This window comes from Pseudomonas oleovorans subsp. oleovorans (assembly GCF_002197815.1).
In the GTDB taxonomy this organism is placed as follows: domain Bacteria; phylum Pseudomonadota; class Gammaproteobacteria; order Pseudomonadales; family Pseudomonadaceae; genus Aquipseudomonas; species Aquipseudomonas oleovorans.
On record NZ_NIUB01000002.1, the window covers coordinates 22,251 to 40,452 of the forward strand.

Consider the following 18,202-nt stretch of genomic DNA (forward strand, 5'->3'; position numbering starts at 1 on the left):
AGACCCTATGCGTCGCGCCCTGCTGTTCGCCCTGACCCTGTTCGCCCTGCCAGCCCTTGCCGAGGATCTGCAGCCTTTCTCCGCCAGCTACACGGCGGACTGGAAGCAACTGCCGGTCAGCGGCAGCGCCGAACGCAGCCTCAAGCGTGAGGACGACGGCCGCTGGACCCTCAACTTCGAAGCCTCGATGCTGGTTGCCAGCCTTACCGAAGAAAGCACCTTCCGCGTCGACAACGGCGCCCTGCTGCCCTTGACCTACCGCCTCAACCGCAGCGGCCTGGGTAAAGGCAAGAAGGTCGAGCAGGACTTCGACTGGGAGCAGAAACAAGTCATCGGCAATGACCGTGGCGATGCCGTACGCCTCCCGCTCAATCGCGGCCTGCTGGACAAGTCGACCTACCAGGTCGCCCTGCAGCAGGACGTCGCGGCGGGCAAAAAGAGCGTGAGTTACCAGGTGGTCGACGGTGACGAAATCGAAACCTATGACTTCCGTGTACTGGGCGAAGAAGTGGTACGCACCAAGGCTGGCCTGATCGATGCGATCAAGGTCGAGCGCGTGCGTGACCCCACACAAAGCACCCGCAAGACCGTGCTGTGGTTCGCCAAGGACTGGGGCCACCTGCTGGTACGCCTGCATCAGGTGGAAACCGACGGCAAGGAATACCAGATCATGCTCAAGGACGGCACCGTCGCCGGCAAGCCGGTGGAAGGTCGTCGCGACTGATCTGCAACCAAATAAAAAACCGGGCCATTGCCAAGGTGTTGGCTTAATCTGTTGATGCAGATCGCTAACGCCATGATCTGAAAGACAAAAAACAAAAATCCCCAGCAGAAAATATCTCCGCTGGTTTTTTGCTTCTAGGGCCCGTAACCACTAGAGGCTGTTGCCGTTTTTCTCTAACCAGTTGATATATAAGAGAAAACTCGCATCGTTGAAGCTCTAGTCCAACATCGATACGAGTTTACAATGCCCCGATTATTGCTCAGTGATGAGCATTGGTCGAAGCTGCGGGAAATTCTGCTGCGCAAGGCCATCTACCACAAGCGTGATCTACGAATGACCGTGGAGGGCATGCTGTAGCATGTGCACGGGATGCCCCTGGAGAGATCTACCCGAAGCGTTCGGGAACTGGAATAAGGTCTATAAACGCTTCAATGCGTGGTTCGCAACTGGAAAAACGATGAGGCCATAGGAAAAAGTCGAGCTGACAATACCAGCAAGATTCACCTGGCAGTTGATGCTCATGGACTACCCATCGAGTTTGAAATTACGGGGGGCAAATCAATGATTGCACCCAGGCTCCCGCATTGATTGCCAAGCTCCCGGAGGCAGAAACCATTGTCGCGGACAAGGGCTATGACAGCGAGAGAGTTCGGCAGCAGGTTGAGCAACAAGGGGCCAAGGCCGTGATCCCGAGAAAGCGTAACTCCGTGAAAGGCAATGCGGATCTGGACAGAGGTCTTTACCGCAACCGGCACTTGGTGGAGAACGCCTTCGCCCGGCTAAAGCACTACCGGGCAGTGGCATCTCGGCTCGACAAACTCAAGAGAAATTACGAAAGCAACGGTCGCGGTAGGGACGGCAGTTACCTGCCGCCCCCCGCACAGATCCGTACGTGCGGAACTACCGCATACGGCTCCTGCCTCAGGTTCGTGACGCGAAGCGTTCCTCCGGATAGGGATGTGCAGTTCTGGGCTTCGGTATGTAGATGTCTGCGAGACGACCAAAGCGTGACCACTGGAGCCGGTTACGCTGGCTGCGCCGCTTGAGAGCTTGCCGCCAGAGGCGGCAGACCGCCGAACGAAAACCACCAAGACGTATCAGGTTTCCCGGCACCGCGTGGTAATTGAGTAACCGCTCCATAAACCCCGTCCTGGCGGACGGTTTTTTCAGGAAGCAGAGGCAGAAGCTGGCGAGCAGTTCCACGGCAGCAGCGCTTCGTAATCCTCGACGCGGCTCGCCGCTGACAGGCGTTCAAGGATGTGGCGCAACCAGGCGTAAGGCTCTTGCCCGTTGGCTTTGGCAGTTTCGATCAGGCTGTAGATCTGCGCGCTGGCGGTAGCGCCTTTCGGCGTGTCGCTGAACAGCCAGTTCTTGCGGCCGATGACGAAGGGACGGATGGCGTTCTCGGCGCGGTTGTTGTCGATCGGTAGATGCCCGCCTTCGATGTAGCGCACCAGCCTGCTCCAGTTTCTGGCCAAGTAGTTTACCGCCTTGCCCAGGGCCGTCTGCCCAGCGACCTGCGGCTGGGTTTTGTCCAGCCAAGCCTTGAGTTGGTCGATCAGGGGCTGGCTGCGTTGCTGGCGGACGTCGAGGCGTTCGCTATGGTCAGCGTCCTTCAGGTACGCCACAGGTCGATACCGTCGAGCAGCCAGTTCAGCTCGTCGACCGTCAGCTCGATGGCTTCGTCACCGGCATCGGGTTTGGTCTTGAAACGCTCGGCTTCCAGACGCTTGAGCCACAGGCAGAAGCCATTGCGCTCCCAGTAGAGAATCTTGACCTGGCTGCGCGTGCGATTGAGGAACACGAACAGCACCGGGTTGAACACCTCCACCTTGATGTCCAGCTCGACCAGCGCGGCCAGTCCATTGATGGATTTGCGGAAGTCGACGGGCTTTGGGTAGAGATAGACCTTCTGCACTTTGGCGTCGGGACGCATCATGACGGAACTCCACGGGAAAATAGGGAGCCCAGGATCCGGGATACGGAGAGGTCAGTTAAAGATGGGGTCTATGGAGCGCATACCAAGTATCGGGCTTTGGCGATTATGGCCACCTCACCCCGCTGCGCCGCCTCATCCGCTTCCTGTTCGTCAGGCCAGCATTTTGCCTCGGGCTTCCTTCAGGTTCGCAGTCACCCGCGACACCCTTGCCTCTGGCTAACGCTTCCCCTTGCCGGGTGTGTAGAGGACTTTCACCTCCAAGTCGCCAGGCTCACCACCACAGTGAACCCGACAGCGCCAGTCACGGCGCTACGCGCCATGCCTGGCGCACCATAAAAACCCGGCCGGAGCCGGGTTCATAATCGAAGCGAAACCTCACTGGAACAAGGCGTCGCTGGACAAGCCGTTCTTCTCCAGGATTTCCCGCAGACGCTTGAGCGCCTCAACCTGAATCTGCCGCACCCGCTCGCGGGTCAGACCGATCTCCTGCCCCACTTCTTCAAGGGTACAGCTTTCATGGCCGCGCAGACCGAAGCGACGCACAACGACTTCCCGCTGTTTGTCGGTCAGGTCGGAGAGCCACTGATCGATGCTCTGCGACAGATCATCGTCCTGCAACAGCTCGCAGGGATCGGTCGGACGATCATCGGTCAGGGTGTCGAGCAGCGTCTTGTCCGAATCCGGACCGAGCGAGACGTCCACCGAGGACACTCGTTCGTTGAGGCCGAGCATGCGCTTGACCTCGCCCACCGGTTTTTCCAGCAGGTTGGCAATTTCTTCCGCAGAAGGCTCATGGTCAAGCTTCTGGGTCAGTTCACGAGCTGCACGCAGGTATACGTTGAGCTCCTTGACCACATGAATCGGCAAACGGATGGTTCGCGTCTGGTTCATGATGGCGCGTTCGATGGTCTGGCGGATCCACCAGGTTGCATAGGTCGAGAAACGGAACCCCCGCTCCGGATCGAATTTTTCCACGGCGCGAATCAAGCCGAGGTTGCCCTCCTCGATCAGATCGAGCAGAGAGAGACCACGGTTGACGTAACGCCGAGCGATCTTCACGACCAGGCGCAGGTTGCTCTCGATCATGCGTTTGCGCCCGGCAGGATCACCCTTCTGCGCCAGACGCGCGAAGTGCACTTCCTCTTCGGGAGTAAGCAAGGGAGAGAAACCGATTTCGTTGAGGTAAAGCTGAGTGGCGTCTAGCGCCCGGGTGTAGTCGATGTATTTGTGCTGCTTGGAGGGGGTGGCGTTCTTGGCCTTGGTACGTGCGACCGGTGCTTCCACCTCATCGCCCTGAACCTCGCCGAAAACGATGCCTGGCTCCATGAGGAGCAGTTCATCGTCGACGTCAAACTCCGGCGCTTCTTTTTTGATGAGAGCCATTGTTGTTGTCCCTAGCTGAGTTCGACAACAGACTCTGGCGGAACCGTCCTGGCCACACCTGAGCCCGTCCCTCCTACGTGATGGAACGGGTCAGCGACGGATCAACGACGTGGCAGATATTGCAGCGGATCGACAGGTTTACCTTGGCGGCGAATCTCGAAGTGCAGCTTCACCCGGTCGGCTCCTGTGGACCCCATTTCGGCAATACTTTGCCCGGCTTTGACCTGCTGCCCCTCCCGTACCAACAACCTGCGGTTATGACCGTAAGCACTTACGTAGGTATCGCTGTGTTTGATAATGATCAACTCGCCGTAGCCCCGCAAACCACTCCCGGCGTACACCACTGATCCATCAGACGCAGCTAAAACAGGCTGGCCTAATTGCCCTGCGATATCAATGCCTTTATTCAAACTACCGTTTGAGGAAAAACGACTGATTACTGTGCCCTCGGTTGGCCAGGACCAACCACTGGCCGAGCGACTCACTGGTGTTACTGGCGTAGTCGCTGGCGTGTTGGCTACCGGCGGGCGGGCGGGCTGAGTTGCAGGCGGTGCAGTCACGGCAACCGGCGGACGACTGGGCACTGGCTGAGTGACAACGGGCGAGGTGGCCGCAGGCGGTGCCGAAACGACCTGCTGACTGCTGCCCACCGGGCGGTTGTCGAAACGGATCGTCTGACCCACGCGGATCAGATAGGGATCGCGCAAACCGTTATGAGCAGCGAGTGCCTTCCAATCCCAGCCGAAACGAAAGGCGATCGAATAGAGGGTATCGCCACGCTGCACCACATAGTGGCCATCACGTACGGGCTGACGCTGAACCACCGGGGCACGCCCCTGGTTCTGGCCACGGTCGACCACCTGTACGCCACCCGGTGGCGAACTGACGCAACCGGCCAACGCGGAGGCGGCAAGCATGGCGAGCGGCAGGCGAAACGCTGCAACTGCGCGGACTAGCACGTGAAGGACGGTGAAACTCACCCAACTGCTCCCTGAATGATTCCGAGTACGGCGCCCATTGTGCCGTATTTATTCGGTGCGACCAGTATCGAGCACCTGACGACCAGCCAGCCACTCCAGGCCAAGCACCAAGGCGATACCGCCGATTGCCAATACCACGGCAAGCAAGAGCTGTGGGTCCTGGCCACTGATTTCTGCAAAATGCCCCGGTAGCAGATTGCTCTGCAGCAGCGGCACCTGCTCACCTTTACTGTCGATACGCCAGCTCAGGGTCTCCTTCCAGGGCCAGACCTTGTTCAGCGAACCCAGCATCAGGCCGACCAGAAACGCCAGACTGAGGTCACGCCAACGTGACAGCAGCCAACTGAGCAGACGCGCGAAACTGAGAATGCCAACCAGGCAGCCGCTGGCGAACACCGCCATAACCAGCAGATCGAGGTCCTTGACCGCCCCCAGCACCACCGAGTAAAGCCCGAGTAGAAGCAGGATGAAGCTGCCCGAGATACCCGGCAGAATCATCGCGCAGATGGCGATGGCACCGGCCAGGAACAGGGTTGGCAGATCACTGCCCCACTGCATCGGAGCGGCAACGGTGATCCAGTAGGCGAAAGCCAGGCCAAGCAGAAAACTCACCGCCCGGCTCCAGTTCCAGCGAATGATCTCTCGCCCGACCATATAGGTAGACACCAGAATCAGGCCGAAGAAGAACGACCATACCGGAATCGGATGGTACTCAAGCAGATAGGTGATCAGCCGCGCGAGTGTGAGAATGCTGGTCAGGATGCCGCACAGCAGCACCAGCAGGAACGTCGCGTTGGCCATCTGCCAGGCATCCTTGATGCGGCCCCGCAGCAGCAGCAGGAACGCTTCGGGAATACTGGCGATGGAGCGCAGCAGCTCGTCATAGATGCCACTGATAAAAGCGATGGTGCCGCCGGAAACGCCGGGCACGACATCTGCAGCGCCCATCGCCAAGCCCTTGGCATAGAGCAGAAAATATTTCTTCATGGATCCTTCCGCTGCGAAAAAGCGATCAAACCAGCGGCCCGTTGAGTAGCGGCACGAAGCGCACCGCATCGAGCACGTGACGGGAAAAACCACCCTCTTCACGCACGATCAGCAGCAGTTGCTGCACATCGCCACTGCCGACCGGGATGACCAGGCGCCCGCCAGGCGCCAGTTGATCGAGCAAGGCCTGCGGTACCTGCGCGGCGGCGGCGGTGACGATAACGCCGTGGTAAGGGCCGAGCGCATTCCAGCCCTCCCAGCCATCACCCCAGCGAAAGACCACGTTGCGCAGCTTTAGTTCGGCCAAACGCTCCTTGGCACGCTCCTGCAGCACTTGAATGCGCTCGACCGAAAACACTCGCTCGACCAATTGCGCCAGCACGGCGGTCTGGTAACCAGAACCGGTACCGATTTCCAGCACCTTGTCCAGCGGGCCCGCGGCCAACAACAGCTCGGTCATGCGCCCAACCATATAAGGCTGGGAAATGGTCTGGTTATGGCCGATGGGCAGCGCGGTGTCTTCATAGGCGCGGTGCGCCAGGGCTTCGTCGACGAACAGATGGCGCGGCGTACGGCGGATCACTTCCAGTACCCGCGCGTTGGACAGCCCTTCCTCATAGAGACGCTGGATCAATCGTTCGCGGGTGCGCTGCGAGGTCATGCCGATCCCGCTGCGCTGCATCTCGTCCTGTCCGCGCATCAGAAGATGCCCTCCAGCCAGCCATCCATAGTTTCAAGGGCCTCATTGAACGTGCGGTCGAGCCGTAGCGGCGTGATCGATACATAACCTTGCATCACGGCATGAAAATCGGTGCCCTGACTGCCATCCTCGACATCACCGGCGGCGGCAATCCAGTAACCTTCCTTGCCACGCGGGTTGACCACCTTGACCGGCGCCGCCGCACGCGCGCGATGACCGAGTCGGGTCAGCTGCACACCACGGATATGTTCCAGCGGCAGGTTCGGCACGTTGACGTTGAGTACGGTACGCGGCGGCAGTTCAAGGCGCTCATGCGCCTCCACCAGCTTGCGGGCGAAGTAGGCCGCAGTCGGCAGATTGTCGGGCAGGCGCGACAACAGCGAAAAGGCGAACGCCGGCTTGCTCAGGAAACGTCCTTCGAGCGCGGCGGCGACGGTACCGGAATAGAGCACGTCATCGCCCAGGTTGGCGCCCAGGTTGATGCCGGAGACGACCATATCCGGCGTCTGCTCGAGCAGACCATTGAGCCCCAGGTGCACGCAATCGGTCGGCGTGCCATTGAGGCTGATGTAGCCATTGGCCAGGGCCATGGGATGTAGCGGACGGTCGAGCGTCAGCGCACTGCTGGCACCGCTCCTGTCTTCGCCAGGGGCGATCACCACGCACTCGGCATAGTCGGCCAGCGCTTGGTGCAACGCAGCGATACCGGGCGCGTTCACCCCGTCGTCGTTGGAAATCAGAATTCGCATGGAGTATCCGTCTGCCCTGCTGGCACCAGATCGAGCAATTCGCGCACCACCACGGTGGCGAAACACCCGGCCGGCAGGACGAATGCAAGTTGCAGAATATCGGGTTCGGGATAATGCCATGACAGGCCGCCGATGGGGAGGCGCAGAATTCGCCGTTCGTGCGCCATGTCCGCCTTGATCAGCCATTGCACCAGTTGCGCAGCCTCATCGGCTACTTCCTGCTCCAGCTGCCGGGTCACACCAGCGCTCGGCAAAGGCCCGTCGCCCCACAGCGGCCCGGTCGGATGCAGGTCAAGAATGGCCAGGCGCGGGTCAATGCACTCAGTCTCGCCAGCCATGAAGAAACTGCGACTGGCAGTGAAGGCCAGCAAGTCACCGATCTGTGCCTGGTTCCAGGTGCCTGCCGCCACGCGCTTGGCCAGCACCTGATTGAACAAATAGCTGCGCGCCGAAGAGAGCAGGCGCGAGCGCAGGTTGCGCTGCACCGGCAACTCCAGGCGCGCGGCAAAATCGCACGCCTGCAGCACGTTACCGCCATCGAAGCCGAAACGCTGCAAGCCGAAGTAATTGGGCACGCCTTGCTCGGCGATACGCTGCAGGCGCTGCTCCAGCGCATCGCGATCAGCTTCGAGGGCTGTCAGGCGCAAGGTGAAACCATTGGCGGTATGGGCGCCACGCTGCAATTTGCGGTTATGCCGCTGACTGCGCAGGATGACCAGATCATCACCCTGCGCGGTCGCCAGATCGGGATCGGCCTTGCCCGGCAGGTGCAGGCTGAACCACTGGCGAGTCAGCGCCTGACGATCCTTGAGTCCAGCGTAACTGACCGCCTTGAGCGGCAGGCCGGCAGCGCGGGCGATACGCCGAGCGGCCTCCTCGGTATTCAGGCCGCGTTTTTCAACCCATAGCCAGAGGTGCTCACCCTGCCCAGTGAGCGGGATGTCGAGCACCTCGTCGACCTGGAAGTCCTCGGCCGTGGCCTTGAGCACCGCGCGCCCACAGGCCTCGCCGTGGGCACGCGGCCCGAGCAGTTGCAACTCGTTCATGCCTTGACCAGCAGGGCCACGGCGTGCACCGCGATACCTTCCTCACGTCCGGTGAAACCCAGCTTCTCGGTGGTGGTGGCCTTGACGTTGACCTGATCCAGCTCGATGCCCAGATCCTCGGCAATGCGCTCGCGCATGCTCTGAATGTGCGGAGCCATCTTCGGCGCCTGGGCGATGATGGTGGCGTCGACGTTACCCACCGCGTAACCCTTGCCCCGCACCAGGCCCATCACATGGCGCAGCAGGGCGCGACTGTCGGCACCCTTGAAGGTCGGATCGGTATCGGGGAAGTGCTTGCCGATGTCGCCAAGCGCCACGGCGCCAAGCAGCGCATCACTCAGCGCGTGCAGCAGCACGTCACCGTCGGAGTGAGCGACAAGACCGAATTTATGGGGAATCCGTACGCCGCCGAGGGTGATGAAATCGCCTTCGCCGAAGCGGTGTACGTCATAGCCATGGCCGATACGCATAAAGAACAACGCCCTGAAAAAGTCAGGGCATGATTCTAACCGCATTGCCACGTAGCCTGGATGAAATCAGAGGAGCGAATTTCGCGGCTGCCATCCGGGCTACGACTACCGCAAAGCGGCAGCGTGATGACGCAGGTGATCGTCGATGAAGCTGGCGATGAAGTAGTAGCTGTGGTCATAGCCAGGCTGCATGCGCAGCGTCAGCGGATGAGCGGCCGCCTTGGCCGCAGCCTGCAACACCTGCGGCTTGAGCTGGCCTTCGAGAAAATCGTCACGATCGCCCTGATCGACCAGGATCGGCAACTTCTCCTCGGCCTCGGCGATCAGCACGCTGGCATCCCACTCACGCCAGCGCGAACGCTCCTCGCCGAGGTACAGCGAGAACGCCTTCTCCCCCCATGGACAGTTCATCGGATTACTGATCGGTGAAAAGGCCGATACCGACTGATAACGTCCCGGGTTCTTCAGCGCGCAGATCAGCGCACCGTGGCCGCCCATGGAATGCCCGGCGATGCCACGCTTATCCGAGACGGGGAAATTGGCCTCGATCAGCGCCGGCAACTCCTGCACCACGTAGTCGTACATGCGGTAGTGCGACGCGAAGGGCTCCTGGGTGGCATTGACATAGAAGCCTGCACCAAGACCGAAGTCATAGGCGCCATTGGCGTCATCGGCCACCCCCTCGCCACGCGGGCTGGTGTCCGGCGCGATGATGATCAACCCCAGTTCGGCTGCCATCCGCTGAGCGCCAGCCTTCTGCATGAAGTTCTCGTCGGTGCAGGTCAACCCGCTCAGCCAGTACAGCACCGGCAGCTTGGCGCCCTGCTCGGCCTGCGGCGGCAGATAGACGGCGAACACCATGTCGCAGTTGAGGCTGCTGGAGCGATGGCGGTAGCGCTTGTGCCAGCCGCCGAAGCTCTTGTTGCTTGAAACGATTTCGAGGGTCATGAGCCGCTCCGTAGGGTGCGCCATGCGCACCAGGGATTAGCGGTGCGCGCAGCCTAGGAGGCCCCACGCACCCTACGAAAGAATCCGCACGACCATCAGCCGTGCGGCACGCCATCAGAAATGGATGACAGTACGAATGCTCTTGCCCTCGTGCATCAGCTCGAACGCTTCGTTGATCTGATCCAGCCCCATGTTGTGCGTGATGAAGGTATCCAGCGGGATTTCGCCTTTCTGCGATTTCTCGACATAGCTCGGCAGCTCGGTACGGCCCTTGACGCCACCGAAGGCACTACCGCGCCAGACGCGGCCGGTGACCAGTTGGAACGGACGAGTGCTGATCTCAGCACCGGCCGGCGCCACGCCGATGATGGTCGACTCGCCCCAGCCCTTGTGGCAGCACTCCAGTGCGGCACGCATCAGTTGCACGTTGCCGATGCACTCGAAGCTGTAGTCGACGCCGCCATCGGTCATTTCGACGATGACTTCCTGGATCGGCTTGCTGTGCTCTTTCGGATTGACGAAATCGGTCACGCCCAGCTCGCGGGCAACCGCTTCCTTGGCCGGATTGATATCGATTCCGATGATGCGCGAAGCTTTGGCCATCTTGGCGCCGATGATCGCCGCCAGACCAATGCCACCCAAACCGAAGATGGCCACGGTGGAGCCCTCGGTCACCTTAGCGGTGTTGAGCACGGCGCCAATTCCGGTGGTCACGCCACAGCCAAGCAGGCAGACCTTCTCCAGCGGCGCCTCCTTGGGGATCTTGGCCAGGGAGACTTCCGGCAGCACGGTGTACTCGGAGAAGGTCGAGCAGCCCATGTAGTGATAGATCGGCTCGCCGTTGTAGGAGAAGCGGCTGGTACCGTCAGGCATCACACCCCTGCCCTGGGTGGCGCGCACCGAGCTGCACAGGTTGGTCTTGTTGGATTTGCAGAATTTGCACTCGCCGCACTCGGCGGTGTACAGCGGGATCACGTGGTCGCCGACCGCCAGCGAAGTGACGCCCTCGCCCACCGCCTCGACGATGCCACCACCTTCGTGACCGAGAATGCAGGGGAACACGCCCTCGCTGTCCTGGCCGGACAGGGTGTAGGCGTCGGTGTGACAGACGCCGGTCGCGACGATGCGCACCAGCACCTCGCCGGCCTTGGGCGGCGCCACATCGACTTCGACGATTTTCAGGGGTTCATTCGGGGCGAAGGCGACGGCGGCACGAGACTTGATCATGACAGTTCTCTCAGGGGGGGAATGGACAGTGGCCGGCAGTCTAGTTCATGTCCAATACGAGATAATCAGCAGAAGAGCAAAACATTATTGCTGTACAGGGATAATATTCGGCCTCCTTACATCGCCCGCAAGCGGGCTCCTACAGGGGCAGCCGGATGCAATCGGCAGCACAGGAGAAGAAGCATCGATGAATCGCTGGGAAGGACTCGACGAATTCGTTGCCGTCGCCGAATGCGGGCAATTCAGTGCCGCCGCCGAGCGCCTGGGATTGTCCACCTCGCAGGTCAGTCGCCAGGTCGCACGCCTGGAAGAGCGCCTGCAGAGCCGTCTGTTCTACCGCAGCACCAGGCGGGTAGCCCTGACCGAGGCCGGCCAGTTGTTTCTGCAACACTGCCAGCGCCTGCAGGATGCTCGCGAAGAAGCGTTGCGTGCAGTCGGCGATCTTGGCGCCGAACCCAAAGGACTGCTACGCATGACCTGCGCCGTGGCTTACGGCGAGCGCTTCATCGTGCCACTGGTCAACGACTTCATGGCGCGGCATCCGCAGTTGCGTGTGGAGATCGAGCTGTCCAATCGCCCGCTCGACATGCTGCACGAAGGTCTGGATCTGGCCATCCGCCTGGGGCGCCTGCAGGACTCGCGCCTGATGGCCGCACGCCTGGCACCTCGAGAAATGTACCTGTGCGCAGCCCCCGAGTATCTGCAGCGCTACGGGCGTCCGCACTCGTTATCAGAGCTAGCCCGACACAACTGCCTGGTTGGTAGCAGCGACCACTGGAACTTTGCCCAGAACGACCGTGAAACCCAGGTGCGCATACAGGGTAACTGGCGTTGCAATAGCGGCCAGGCCGTGCTCGACGCAGCGCTGCGCGGATTTGGACTGTGTCAGTTGCCGGACTATTACGTATTGGAACACCTGCGCAGCGGACGGCTGATCTCTCTGCTGGAGCAGCATCGCCCACCCAATACCGCAGTTTGGGCGCTTTACCCGCAGCAACGTCACCTTTCGCCCAAGGTACGCCAGTTGATCGACTCGCTGCGCCAGGGACTTGGCCAACGCGCCGAATACCTCGATCACTCCTGAGACTCTGTAACAACCTTGTCACCCAGCTGAACGGTCATGGAATGTCACAAGCCGGGCGAAACTTGAGCGAGACGACCGCGTCACAACCCATGCACCCCGCCCAAGCGGGCTCTCACGAACTCAGCTACATGAGGACATGGTTATGCAGGTTCTGGTCAACAGTGGTAAGCACGTCTCCTCCTCGATGGACTTCAAGGACGACATTCGCAGTCGCATCCGGGACAAGCTCCAGCGCTACGAGGACCACCTCACCCGGATTGAAATTCATCTCTCCGACGAGAACGCGCTCAAGAGTGGCCCACAGGACAAGCGCTGCAAGATCGAGGCGCGGATAAAGGGACGCGATCCGCTGACGGTCTCCCACGATGCCAGCGAACTGCACCAAGCCCTCGATGGCGCCATGAACAAGCTGACCAACGCGCTGGATCGCAACCTGGGCAAAGATGCCAAACGCTGGACACACTGATGCGACTGTTCTAGTTCAACGGCCTTGCGGCCATATGGACTGTAGATAATGCAGATCTTCCGGGCGGGTGACCTTGAGGTTGTCCGCCCGGCCTTCGATGAGCCGGGGCGACTGCCCTGCCCACTCCATGGCCGAGGCCTCATCGGTCACTGCCACACCTTCTTCCAGCGCTTGCGCCAGTGCCTCGCGTAACGCCCCCAGGCGGAACATCTGCGGTGTGTAGGCCTGCCAGATCACGCTACGATCCACGGTCTCCAACACTCGGCCATCGCTGCCGATACGCTTGAGCGTATCGCGCACCGGCACCGCCAGCAGGCCGCCGACCGGATCATCGGTCAGACTCTCCAGCAGACGAGCCAGGTCCGCCGGGGTGAGGTTAGGACGCGCGGCGTCGTGCACCAGCACCCAGTCATCGCTATCGGCACCACCGACCAGTAACGAGTCCAGCCCGGCCAGCACCGAGTCGGCGCGCTCACGCCCGCCAGGCGCACGGCGGATGCGCGGATCACGCGCCAGTGACAGCTGCGGCCAGAACGGGTCATCCACGGCAAGGCATACCACCGCGGCCAACAGGCCGGGATGATCGAGAAAACAATGCAGGGTATGTTCGAGAATGCAGCGGCCGGCGATCTGCAGGTACTGCTTGGGGCGGTCGGCGGCCATCCGCGCGCCGACGCCGGCGGCCGGGATCACCAGCCAGAATTTCGTGGTCATTCGGTCAACAGATAGAGGGTTTCACCCTCTTTGAGCATGCCCAACTCGTGACGCGCGCGTTCTTCCACGGTTTCCATGCCGCGCTTGAGCTCCATCACTTCGGCCTCGAGGATACGATTGCGCTCCAGCAAACGCTCGTTCTCGCCCTGCTGTTCGGCGATCTGCTGTTGCAGACGGCTGGCAGCAGCCAGGCTGCCGTCGCCGACCCACAATCGATATTGCAGACCGCCCAGCAACAGAACCAGCACGATAAACAGCCAATACGGACTACGCATGGAGCGGCTCGCAGATTGAGTCATCGGCATGGTAGGGGCTACGTTCATGCTTGAAAAGAAGCCGTCTGATGAGTGACATGGGGTTTCGGTACCTGCATCCGTGCATTGGTTCCCAGAGATCGACGAAGCGTCCACGAAAAAGGCCATGCCCGCAATGACGCAGCCTTTGTAGGAGCGGCTTCAGCCGCGAAAAATCGCGGATAAATCCGCTCCTACAGCATGCAGCGCAAACGCTGGAATAACCACGAAAAAGGGCGACTTGCGTCGCCCATTTTCAGGCTAGAACGATCTCGCGAGCTAGAGACCTGCAAGGCACAACGACCAACGGGAGTAATAGCCGAAGGCTGGCCCGAAGGGTGAGCGCCAGCGAATCAAACAGGCAAGGAACGGTCGGGGTCGCGCTCGACTTTACTGAAGTAAATGAGCATTACTCATCTGTTTTTAACGCAGTAGGGCCGACGCGCAGCAGATCGTGATCAGCCGCGGAACTCGGCACGGCCCTTGTAGGGGGCTTTGCCGCCCAACTGCTCTTCGATACGCAGCAGCTGGTTGTACTTGGAAACGCGGTCGGAACGGCACAGCGAACCAGTCTTGATCTGACCGGCGGCAGTACCCACGGCCAGGTCGGCGATGGTGCTGTCCTCGGTTTCGCCACTGCGGTGCGAGATCACGGCGGTGAAGCCTGCAGCCTTGGCCATCTGGATGGCTTCCAGGGTCTCGGTCAGCGAGCCGATCTGGTTGAACTTGATCAGGATCGAGTTACCGATCTTCTCGTCGATGCCACGCTTGAGAATTTTGGTATTCGTTACAAACAAGTCGTCGCCGACCAACTGAACTTTTTGACCAATTTTGTCGGTCAGGACTTTCCAGCCAGCCCAGTCGGACTCGTCCATGCCGTCTTCGATGGAGATGATCGGGTAACGCTCGGTCAGGCCAGCCAGGTAGTCGGCGAAACCTTCGGCGCTGAATACCTTGCCTTCGCCAGACAGATCGTACTGACCGTCCTTGAAGAACTCGGAGGAAGCGCAGTCCAAGGCCAGGGTCACGTCATCGCCCAGCTTGTAACCGGCGTTGGCAACGGCTTCGGCGATGGCGGCCAGAGCGTCTTCATTGGAGGCCAGGTTCGGCGCGAAGCCGCCTTCGTCACCCACAGCGGTGTTCAGGCCACGAGCCTTCAGTACGGCCTTGAGGTGATGGAAGATCTCGGCGCCCATGCGCAGGGCATCGGCAAAGTTCTTGGCGCCAACCGGCTGCACCATGAACTCCTGGATGTCGACGTTGTTATCGGCGTGCTCGCCGCCGTTGATGATGTTCATCATCGGTACCGGCATGGAGTAGACGCCCGGAGTACCGTTCAGATCGGCGATGTGCGCGTACAGCGGCACGCCCTTGGCCTGGGCAGCAGCCTTGGCGGCAGCCAGGGACACGGCGAGGATGGCGTTGGCGCCCAGCTTGGCCTTGTTCTCGGTACCGTCGAGTTCGATCATCGCGCGGTCCAGGGCCTGTTGATCGGTCGCGTCCTTGCCCAGCAGCAGGTCACGGATAGGGCCGTTGATGTTGGCCACGGCTTTCAGCACGCCCTTGCCCAAGTAACGGCTCTTGTCGCCGTCACGCAGTTCCAGCGCTTCGCGCGAGCCGGTGGAGGCGCCGGACGGAGCACACGCGCTGCCGACGATACCGCCTTCCAGAATTACATCCGCTTCCACGGTGGGGTTGCCGCGGGAGTCGAGAACCTCACGACCCTTGATGTCGACGATCTTTGCCATTCTTGTTAACACTCCAAAGGTTGACGATAAGACGGCAGCAGCAGGCTGCGCGAGACCGCCGCTGCCCGTTGGGCAGCCCGGCGGCACACTCTGACTCACGGGTCAGGGGGGAATTTCTGGGGCGGCACTTTACCGGATTACGACCGGATCAGGCAGTCTCGATTGGCGGAAAACTCTTGATCAGGTCATCCAGCTGCTTGAGCTGAGTGAGGAACGGTTCCAGCTTGTTCAGGCGCAAGGCGCATGGCCCGTCGCACTTGGCGTTTTCCGGATCCGGATGGGCTTCGAGGAACAGACCTGCCAGGCCCTGGCTCATGCCGGCCTTGGCCAGGTCGGTGACCTGGGCGCGGCGGCCACCGGCCGAATCGGCACGACCACCCGGCATCTGCAGGGCGTGGGTCACGTCGAAAAACACCGGGTACTCAAACTGCTTCATGATGCCGAAGCCGAGCATGTCCACCACCAGATTGTTGTAACCGAAGGAGCTGCCGCGCTCGCAAAGGATCAACTGATCGTTACCGGCCTCTTCGCACTTGGTCAGGATGTGCTTCATTTCCTGCGGGGCGAGGAACTGCGCTTTCTTGATGTTGATCACCGCTCCAGTCTTGGCCATGGCCACCACCAGATCGGTTTGCCGCGAAAGGAAGGCCGGCAGTTGGATGATGTCGCACACTTCGGCCACGGCAGCGGCCTGGTGCGGCTCGTGAACGTCGGTGATCACCGGCACGCCGAAGGTCTTCTTCACTTCCTCGAAGATCTTCATGCCCTCTTCCAGGCCAGGGCCGCGGAAGGAGGTGATGGAAGAGCGATTAGCCTTGTCGAAGCTGGCCTTGAACACGTAAGGGATGCCGAGCTTCTCGGTCACCCGCACGTATTCCTCGCAAGCCTGCATGGCCAGGTCGCGCGACTCAAGCACGTTGATGCCACCGAACAGCACGAACGGCTTGTCGTTGGCGATCTCAATGCCGCGAACCTTGATGATCTTCTGTGCCATTCGTTAAGCCTTCTTCGCTTTCTGCGCCAGAGCAGCGTTGACGAAACCGCTGAACAGCGGGTGACCGTCACGCGGCGTGGAGGTGAATTCCGGGTGGAACTGGCAAGCGACGAACCACGGATGATCCGGCGCCTCGACCACTTCGACCAGCGCGCCGTCGCCGGAACGACCGGTGACCTTGAGGCCAGCCTCGGTCAGTTTCGGCAGCAGGTTGTTGTTCACTTCGTAACGGTGACGATGACGCTCGACGATCACGTCCTTGCCATAGCAGTCGTGAACCTTGGAGCCGGCCTGCAGTTGGCAATCCTGGGCGCCCAGGCGCATGGTGCCGCCCAGGTCGGAGGTTTCGCTGCGCTGTTCGGTGGCCCCGGTCGCATCCTGCCACTCGGTGATCAGGCCGACTACCGGATGCTGGCTGGCCATGTCGAACTCGGTGGAGTTGGCGTCGGTCCAGCCCACCACATTGCGGGCGTACTCGATCACCGCGACCTGCATGCCGAGGCAGATACCCAGGTAAGGAATCTTGTTCTCGCGAGCGTACTGCACGGTCTTGATCTTGCCTTCCACGCCACGCAGACCGAAACCGCCCGGCACCAGGATGGCGTCGACACCTTCGAGCAGCGAGGTGCCCTGGTTCTCGATGTCTTCGGAGTCGATATAACGCAGGTTGACCTTGGTACGGTTCTGGATGCCGGCGTGACTCATCGCCTCGATCAGCGACTTGTATGCATCGAGCAACTCCATGTACTTGCCGACCATAGCGATGGTGACTTCTTTTTCCGGATTGAGCTTGGCATCGACCACGCGATCCCACTCGGACAGATCGGCGCCGCCACACTCCAGGCCGAAACGCTCGACGACGAAGTCGTCCAGACCCTGGGCATGCAGCACGCCCGGAATCTTGTAGATGGTGTCGACGTCTTCCAGGCTGATCACCGCACGCTCTTCGACGTTGGTGAACAGGGCGATCTTGCGGCGCGAGGAGACATCGATCGGATGGTCGGAGCGGCACACCAGCACGTCAGGCTGCAAGCCGATGGAGCGCAGCTCCTTGACCGAGTGCTGAGTCGGCTTGGTCTTGGTCTCACCAGCGGTGGCGATGTACGGCACCAGGGTCAGGTGCATCAGCATGGCGCGCTTGGCGCCCACTTCCACACGCAACTGGCGAATGGCTTCGAGGAACGGCTGCGACTCGATGTCACCGACGGTGCCGCCGATTTCCACCAGGGCCACGTCGGCATCGCCGGCGCCCTTGATGATGCGACGCTTGATCTCGTCGGTGATGTGCGGGATGACCTGGATGGTGGCACCCAGGTAGTCACCACGGCGCTCCTTGCGCAGTACGTCTTCGTACACGCGACCGGTGGTGAAGTTGTTGCTCTTGCTCATCGTGGTGCGGATGAAGCGCTCGTAGTGACCCAGGTCGAGGTCGGTCTCGGCGCCGTCGTGGGTGACGAACACCTCACCGTGCTGGAACGGGCTCATGGTGCCCGGATCGACGTTGATGTAAGGGTCCAGCTTGAGCATGGTGACCTTCAGGCCCCGCGCCTCCAGGATGGCCGCCAGTGAAGCCGAGGCGATGCCTTTCCCCAATGAAGAAACAACACCACCCGTGACGAAGATGTAGCGCGTCATGAAAAACCCTAGAAGTCTGCGTTTAAGCGGTCAGTGCCGCCGGGGAAAGCAAAGGATCGCCATCAGTACGAACAATGGCATGCCCGCCAAGCTCCCTGAGGGAGTCGGCAAAAGC

General features: G+C 60.9%; 18 protein-coding genes and 2 pseudogenes. 4 read left to right on the forward strand and 16 right to left on the reverse strand.

Annotation, left to right across the window (positions count from 1 at the left end):
- Positions 1 to 7: 7 nt before the first annotated feature.
- Together PSOLE_RS01075 and PSOLE_RS01080 are read left to right on the forward strand one after the other, a co-directional pair.
- A complete protein-coding gene (locus tag PSOLE_RS01075) occupies positions 8 to 724 on the forward strand; it encodes a DUF3108 domain-containing protein (RefSeq protein WP_003461549.1) in 717 nt (238 codons plus the stop codon).
- A gap of 243 nt (positions 725 to 967) precedes the next feature.
- Positions 968 to 1,563: pseudogene (locus PSOLE_RS01080) on the forward strand (IS5 family transposase); the annotation flags it as partial.
- A gap of 327 nt (positions 1,564 to 1,890) precedes the next feature.
- Here PSOLE_RS01080 and PSOLE_RS01090 read toward each other — a convergent pair.
- From PSOLE_RS01090 to PSOLE_RS01140, 11 genes and pseudogenes are all read right to left on the reverse strand, one after another.
- Positions 1,891 to 2,343: pseudogene (locus PSOLE_RS01090) on the reverse strand (IS66 family transposase); the annotation flags it as partial.
- Positions 2,340 to 2,663 (reverse strand): IS66 family insertion sequence element accessory protein TnpB, encoded by a 324-nt coding sequence (gene tnpB, locus PSOLE_RS01095; protein WP_241197918.1) that lies wholly within the window; start codon positions 2,661 to 2,663, stop codon positions 2,340 to 2,342. The gene tnpB and the pseudogene PSOLE_RS01090, both read right to left, overlap by 4 nt.
- A gap of 375 nt (positions 2,664 to 3,038) precedes the next feature.
- On the reverse strand, positions 3,039 to 4,046 hold the full coding sequence (gene rpoS, locus PSOLE_RS01100) for an RNA polymerase sigma factor RpoS (protein WP_004424060.1): 1,008 nt from the start codon (positions 4,044 to 4,046) through the stop codon (positions 3,039 to 3,041).
- Between the two features lie 101 nt (positions 4,047 to 4,147).
- Positions 4,148 to 5,026 (reverse strand): peptidoglycan DD-metalloendopeptidase family protein, encoded by an 879-nt coding sequence (locus PSOLE_RS01105; protein WP_004424059.1) that lies wholly within the window; start codon positions 5,024 to 5,026, stop codon positions 4,148 to 4,150.
- 48 nt (positions 5,027 to 5,074) lie between these two features.
- Positions 5,075 to 6,013, reverse strand: a complete 939-nt coding sequence (locus tag PSOLE_RS01110) for a DUF368 domain-containing protein (RefSeq protein ID WP_017674761.1) — start codon at positions 6,011 to 6,013, stop codon at positions 5,075 to 5,077.
- Positions 6,014 to 6,038: 25 nt separating this feature from the next.
- The gene (locus PSOLE_RS01115) at positions 6,039 to 6,713 is read right to left on the reverse strand and encodes a protein-L-isoaspartate(D-aspartate) O-methyltransferase (protein WP_074855724.1); all 675 of its coding nucleotides are present in this window, start codon (positions 6,711 to 6,713) and stop codon (positions 6,039 to 6,041) included.
- Positions 6,713 to 7,462, reverse strand: coding sequence for a 5'/3'-nucleotidase SurE (surE, locus tag PSOLE_RS01120; RefSeq protein ID WP_004424054.1), 750 nt, complete (start codon positions 7,460 to 7,462; stop codon positions 6,713 to 6,715). The genes PSOLE_RS01115 and surE overlap by 1 nt, the downstream gene beginning before the upstream one ends.
- On the reverse strand, positions 7,450 to 8,508 hold the full coding sequence (gene truD / locus PSOLE_RS01125; RefSeq protein ID WP_074855722.1) for a tRNA pseudouridine(13) synthase TruD: 1,059 nt from the start codon (positions 8,506 to 8,508) through the stop codon (positions 7,450 to 7,452). The genes surE and truD overlap by 13 nt, the downstream gene beginning before the upstream one ends.
- Positions 8,505 to 8,978, reverse strand: coding sequence for a 2-C-methyl-D-erythritol 2,4-cyclodiphosphate synthase (gene ispF, locus PSOLE_RS01130; RefSeq protein WP_004424049.1), 474 nt, complete (start codon positions 8,976 to 8,978; stop codon positions 8,505 to 8,507). The genes truD and ispF overlap by 4 nt, the downstream gene beginning before the upstream one ends.
- 105 nt (positions 8,979 to 9,083) lie before the next feature.
- A complete protein-coding gene (fghA, locus tag PSOLE_RS01135) occupies positions 9,084 to 9,926 on the reverse strand; it encodes an S-formylglutathione hydrolase (protein WP_004424047.1) in 843 nt (280 codons plus the stop codon).
- 114 nt (positions 9,927 to 10,040) lie between these two features.
- Positions 10,041 to 11,153, reverse strand: a complete 1,113-nt coding sequence (locus tag PSOLE_RS01140) for an S-(hydroxymethyl)glutathione dehydrogenase/class III alcohol dehydrogenase (RefSeq protein ID WP_004424046.1) — start codon at positions 11,151 to 11,153, stop codon at positions 10,041 to 10,043.
- A gap of 187 nt (positions 11,154 to 11,340) precedes the next feature.
- On the opposite strand from PSOLE_RS01140, the gene PSOLE_RS01145 reads away from it, so the two are divergent.
- Together PSOLE_RS01145 and PSOLE_RS01150 are read left to right on the forward strand one after the other, a co-directional pair.
- Positions 11,341 to 12,237, forward strand: a complete 897-nt coding sequence (locus tag PSOLE_RS01145; protein ID WP_074855720.1) for a LysR substrate-binding domain-containing protein — start codon at positions 11,341 to 11,343, stop codon at positions 12,235 to 12,237.
- A 142-nt stretch (positions 12,238 to 12,379) separates the two neighbouring features.
- Positions 12,380 to 12,703 (forward strand): HPF/RaiA family ribosome-associated protein, encoded by a 324-nt coding sequence (locus PSOLE_RS01150; RefSeq protein WP_004424043.1) that lies wholly within the window; start codon positions 12,380 to 12,382, stop codon positions 12,701 to 12,703.
- Positions 12,704 to 12,718: 15 nt separating this feature from the next.
- Here PSOLE_RS01150 and ispD read toward each other — a convergent pair whose 3' ends face one another.
- The 5 genes from ispD to PSOLE_RS01175 all read right to left on the reverse strand — a co-directional run bounded on the left by ispD (position 12,719) and on the right by PSOLE_RS01175 (position 18,087).
- Positions 12,719 to 13,417, reverse strand: a complete 699-nt coding sequence (gene ispD / locus PSOLE_RS01155; protein ID WP_004424041.1) for a 2-C-methyl-D-erythritol 4-phosphate cytidylyltransferase — start codon at positions 13,415 to 13,417, stop codon at positions 12,719 to 12,721.
- Complete coding sequence (locus PSOLE_RS01160) at positions 13,414 to 13,692, reverse strand: septum formation initiator family protein (protein WP_039964483.1); 279 nt, start codon at positions 13,690 to 13,692, stop codon at positions 13,414 to 13,416. The genes ispD and PSOLE_RS01160 overlap by 4 nt, the downstream gene beginning before the upstream one ends.
- Before the next feature lie 476 nt (positions 13,693 to 14,168).
- Positions 14,169 to 15,458, reverse strand: coding sequence for a phosphopyruvate hydratase (gene eno / locus PSOLE_RS01165; RefSeq protein ID WP_004424037.1), 1,290 nt, complete (start codon positions 15,456 to 15,458; stop codon positions 14,169 to 14,171).
- A 148-nt stretch (positions 15,459 to 15,606) separates the two neighbouring features.
- On the reverse strand, positions 15,607 to 16,452 hold the full coding sequence (gene kdsA / locus PSOLE_RS01170) for a 3-deoxy-8-phosphooctulonate synthase (RefSeq protein WP_004424035.1): 846 nt from the start codon (positions 16,450 to 16,452) through the stop codon (positions 15,607 to 15,609).
- 3 nt (positions 16,453 to 16,455) lie between these two features.
- A complete protein-coding gene (locus PSOLE_RS01175) occupies positions 16,456 to 18,087 on the reverse strand; it encodes a CTP synthase (RefSeq protein ID WP_004424033.1) in 1,632 nt (543 codons plus the stop codon).
- Positions 18,088 to 18,202: the final 115 nt, after the last annotated feature.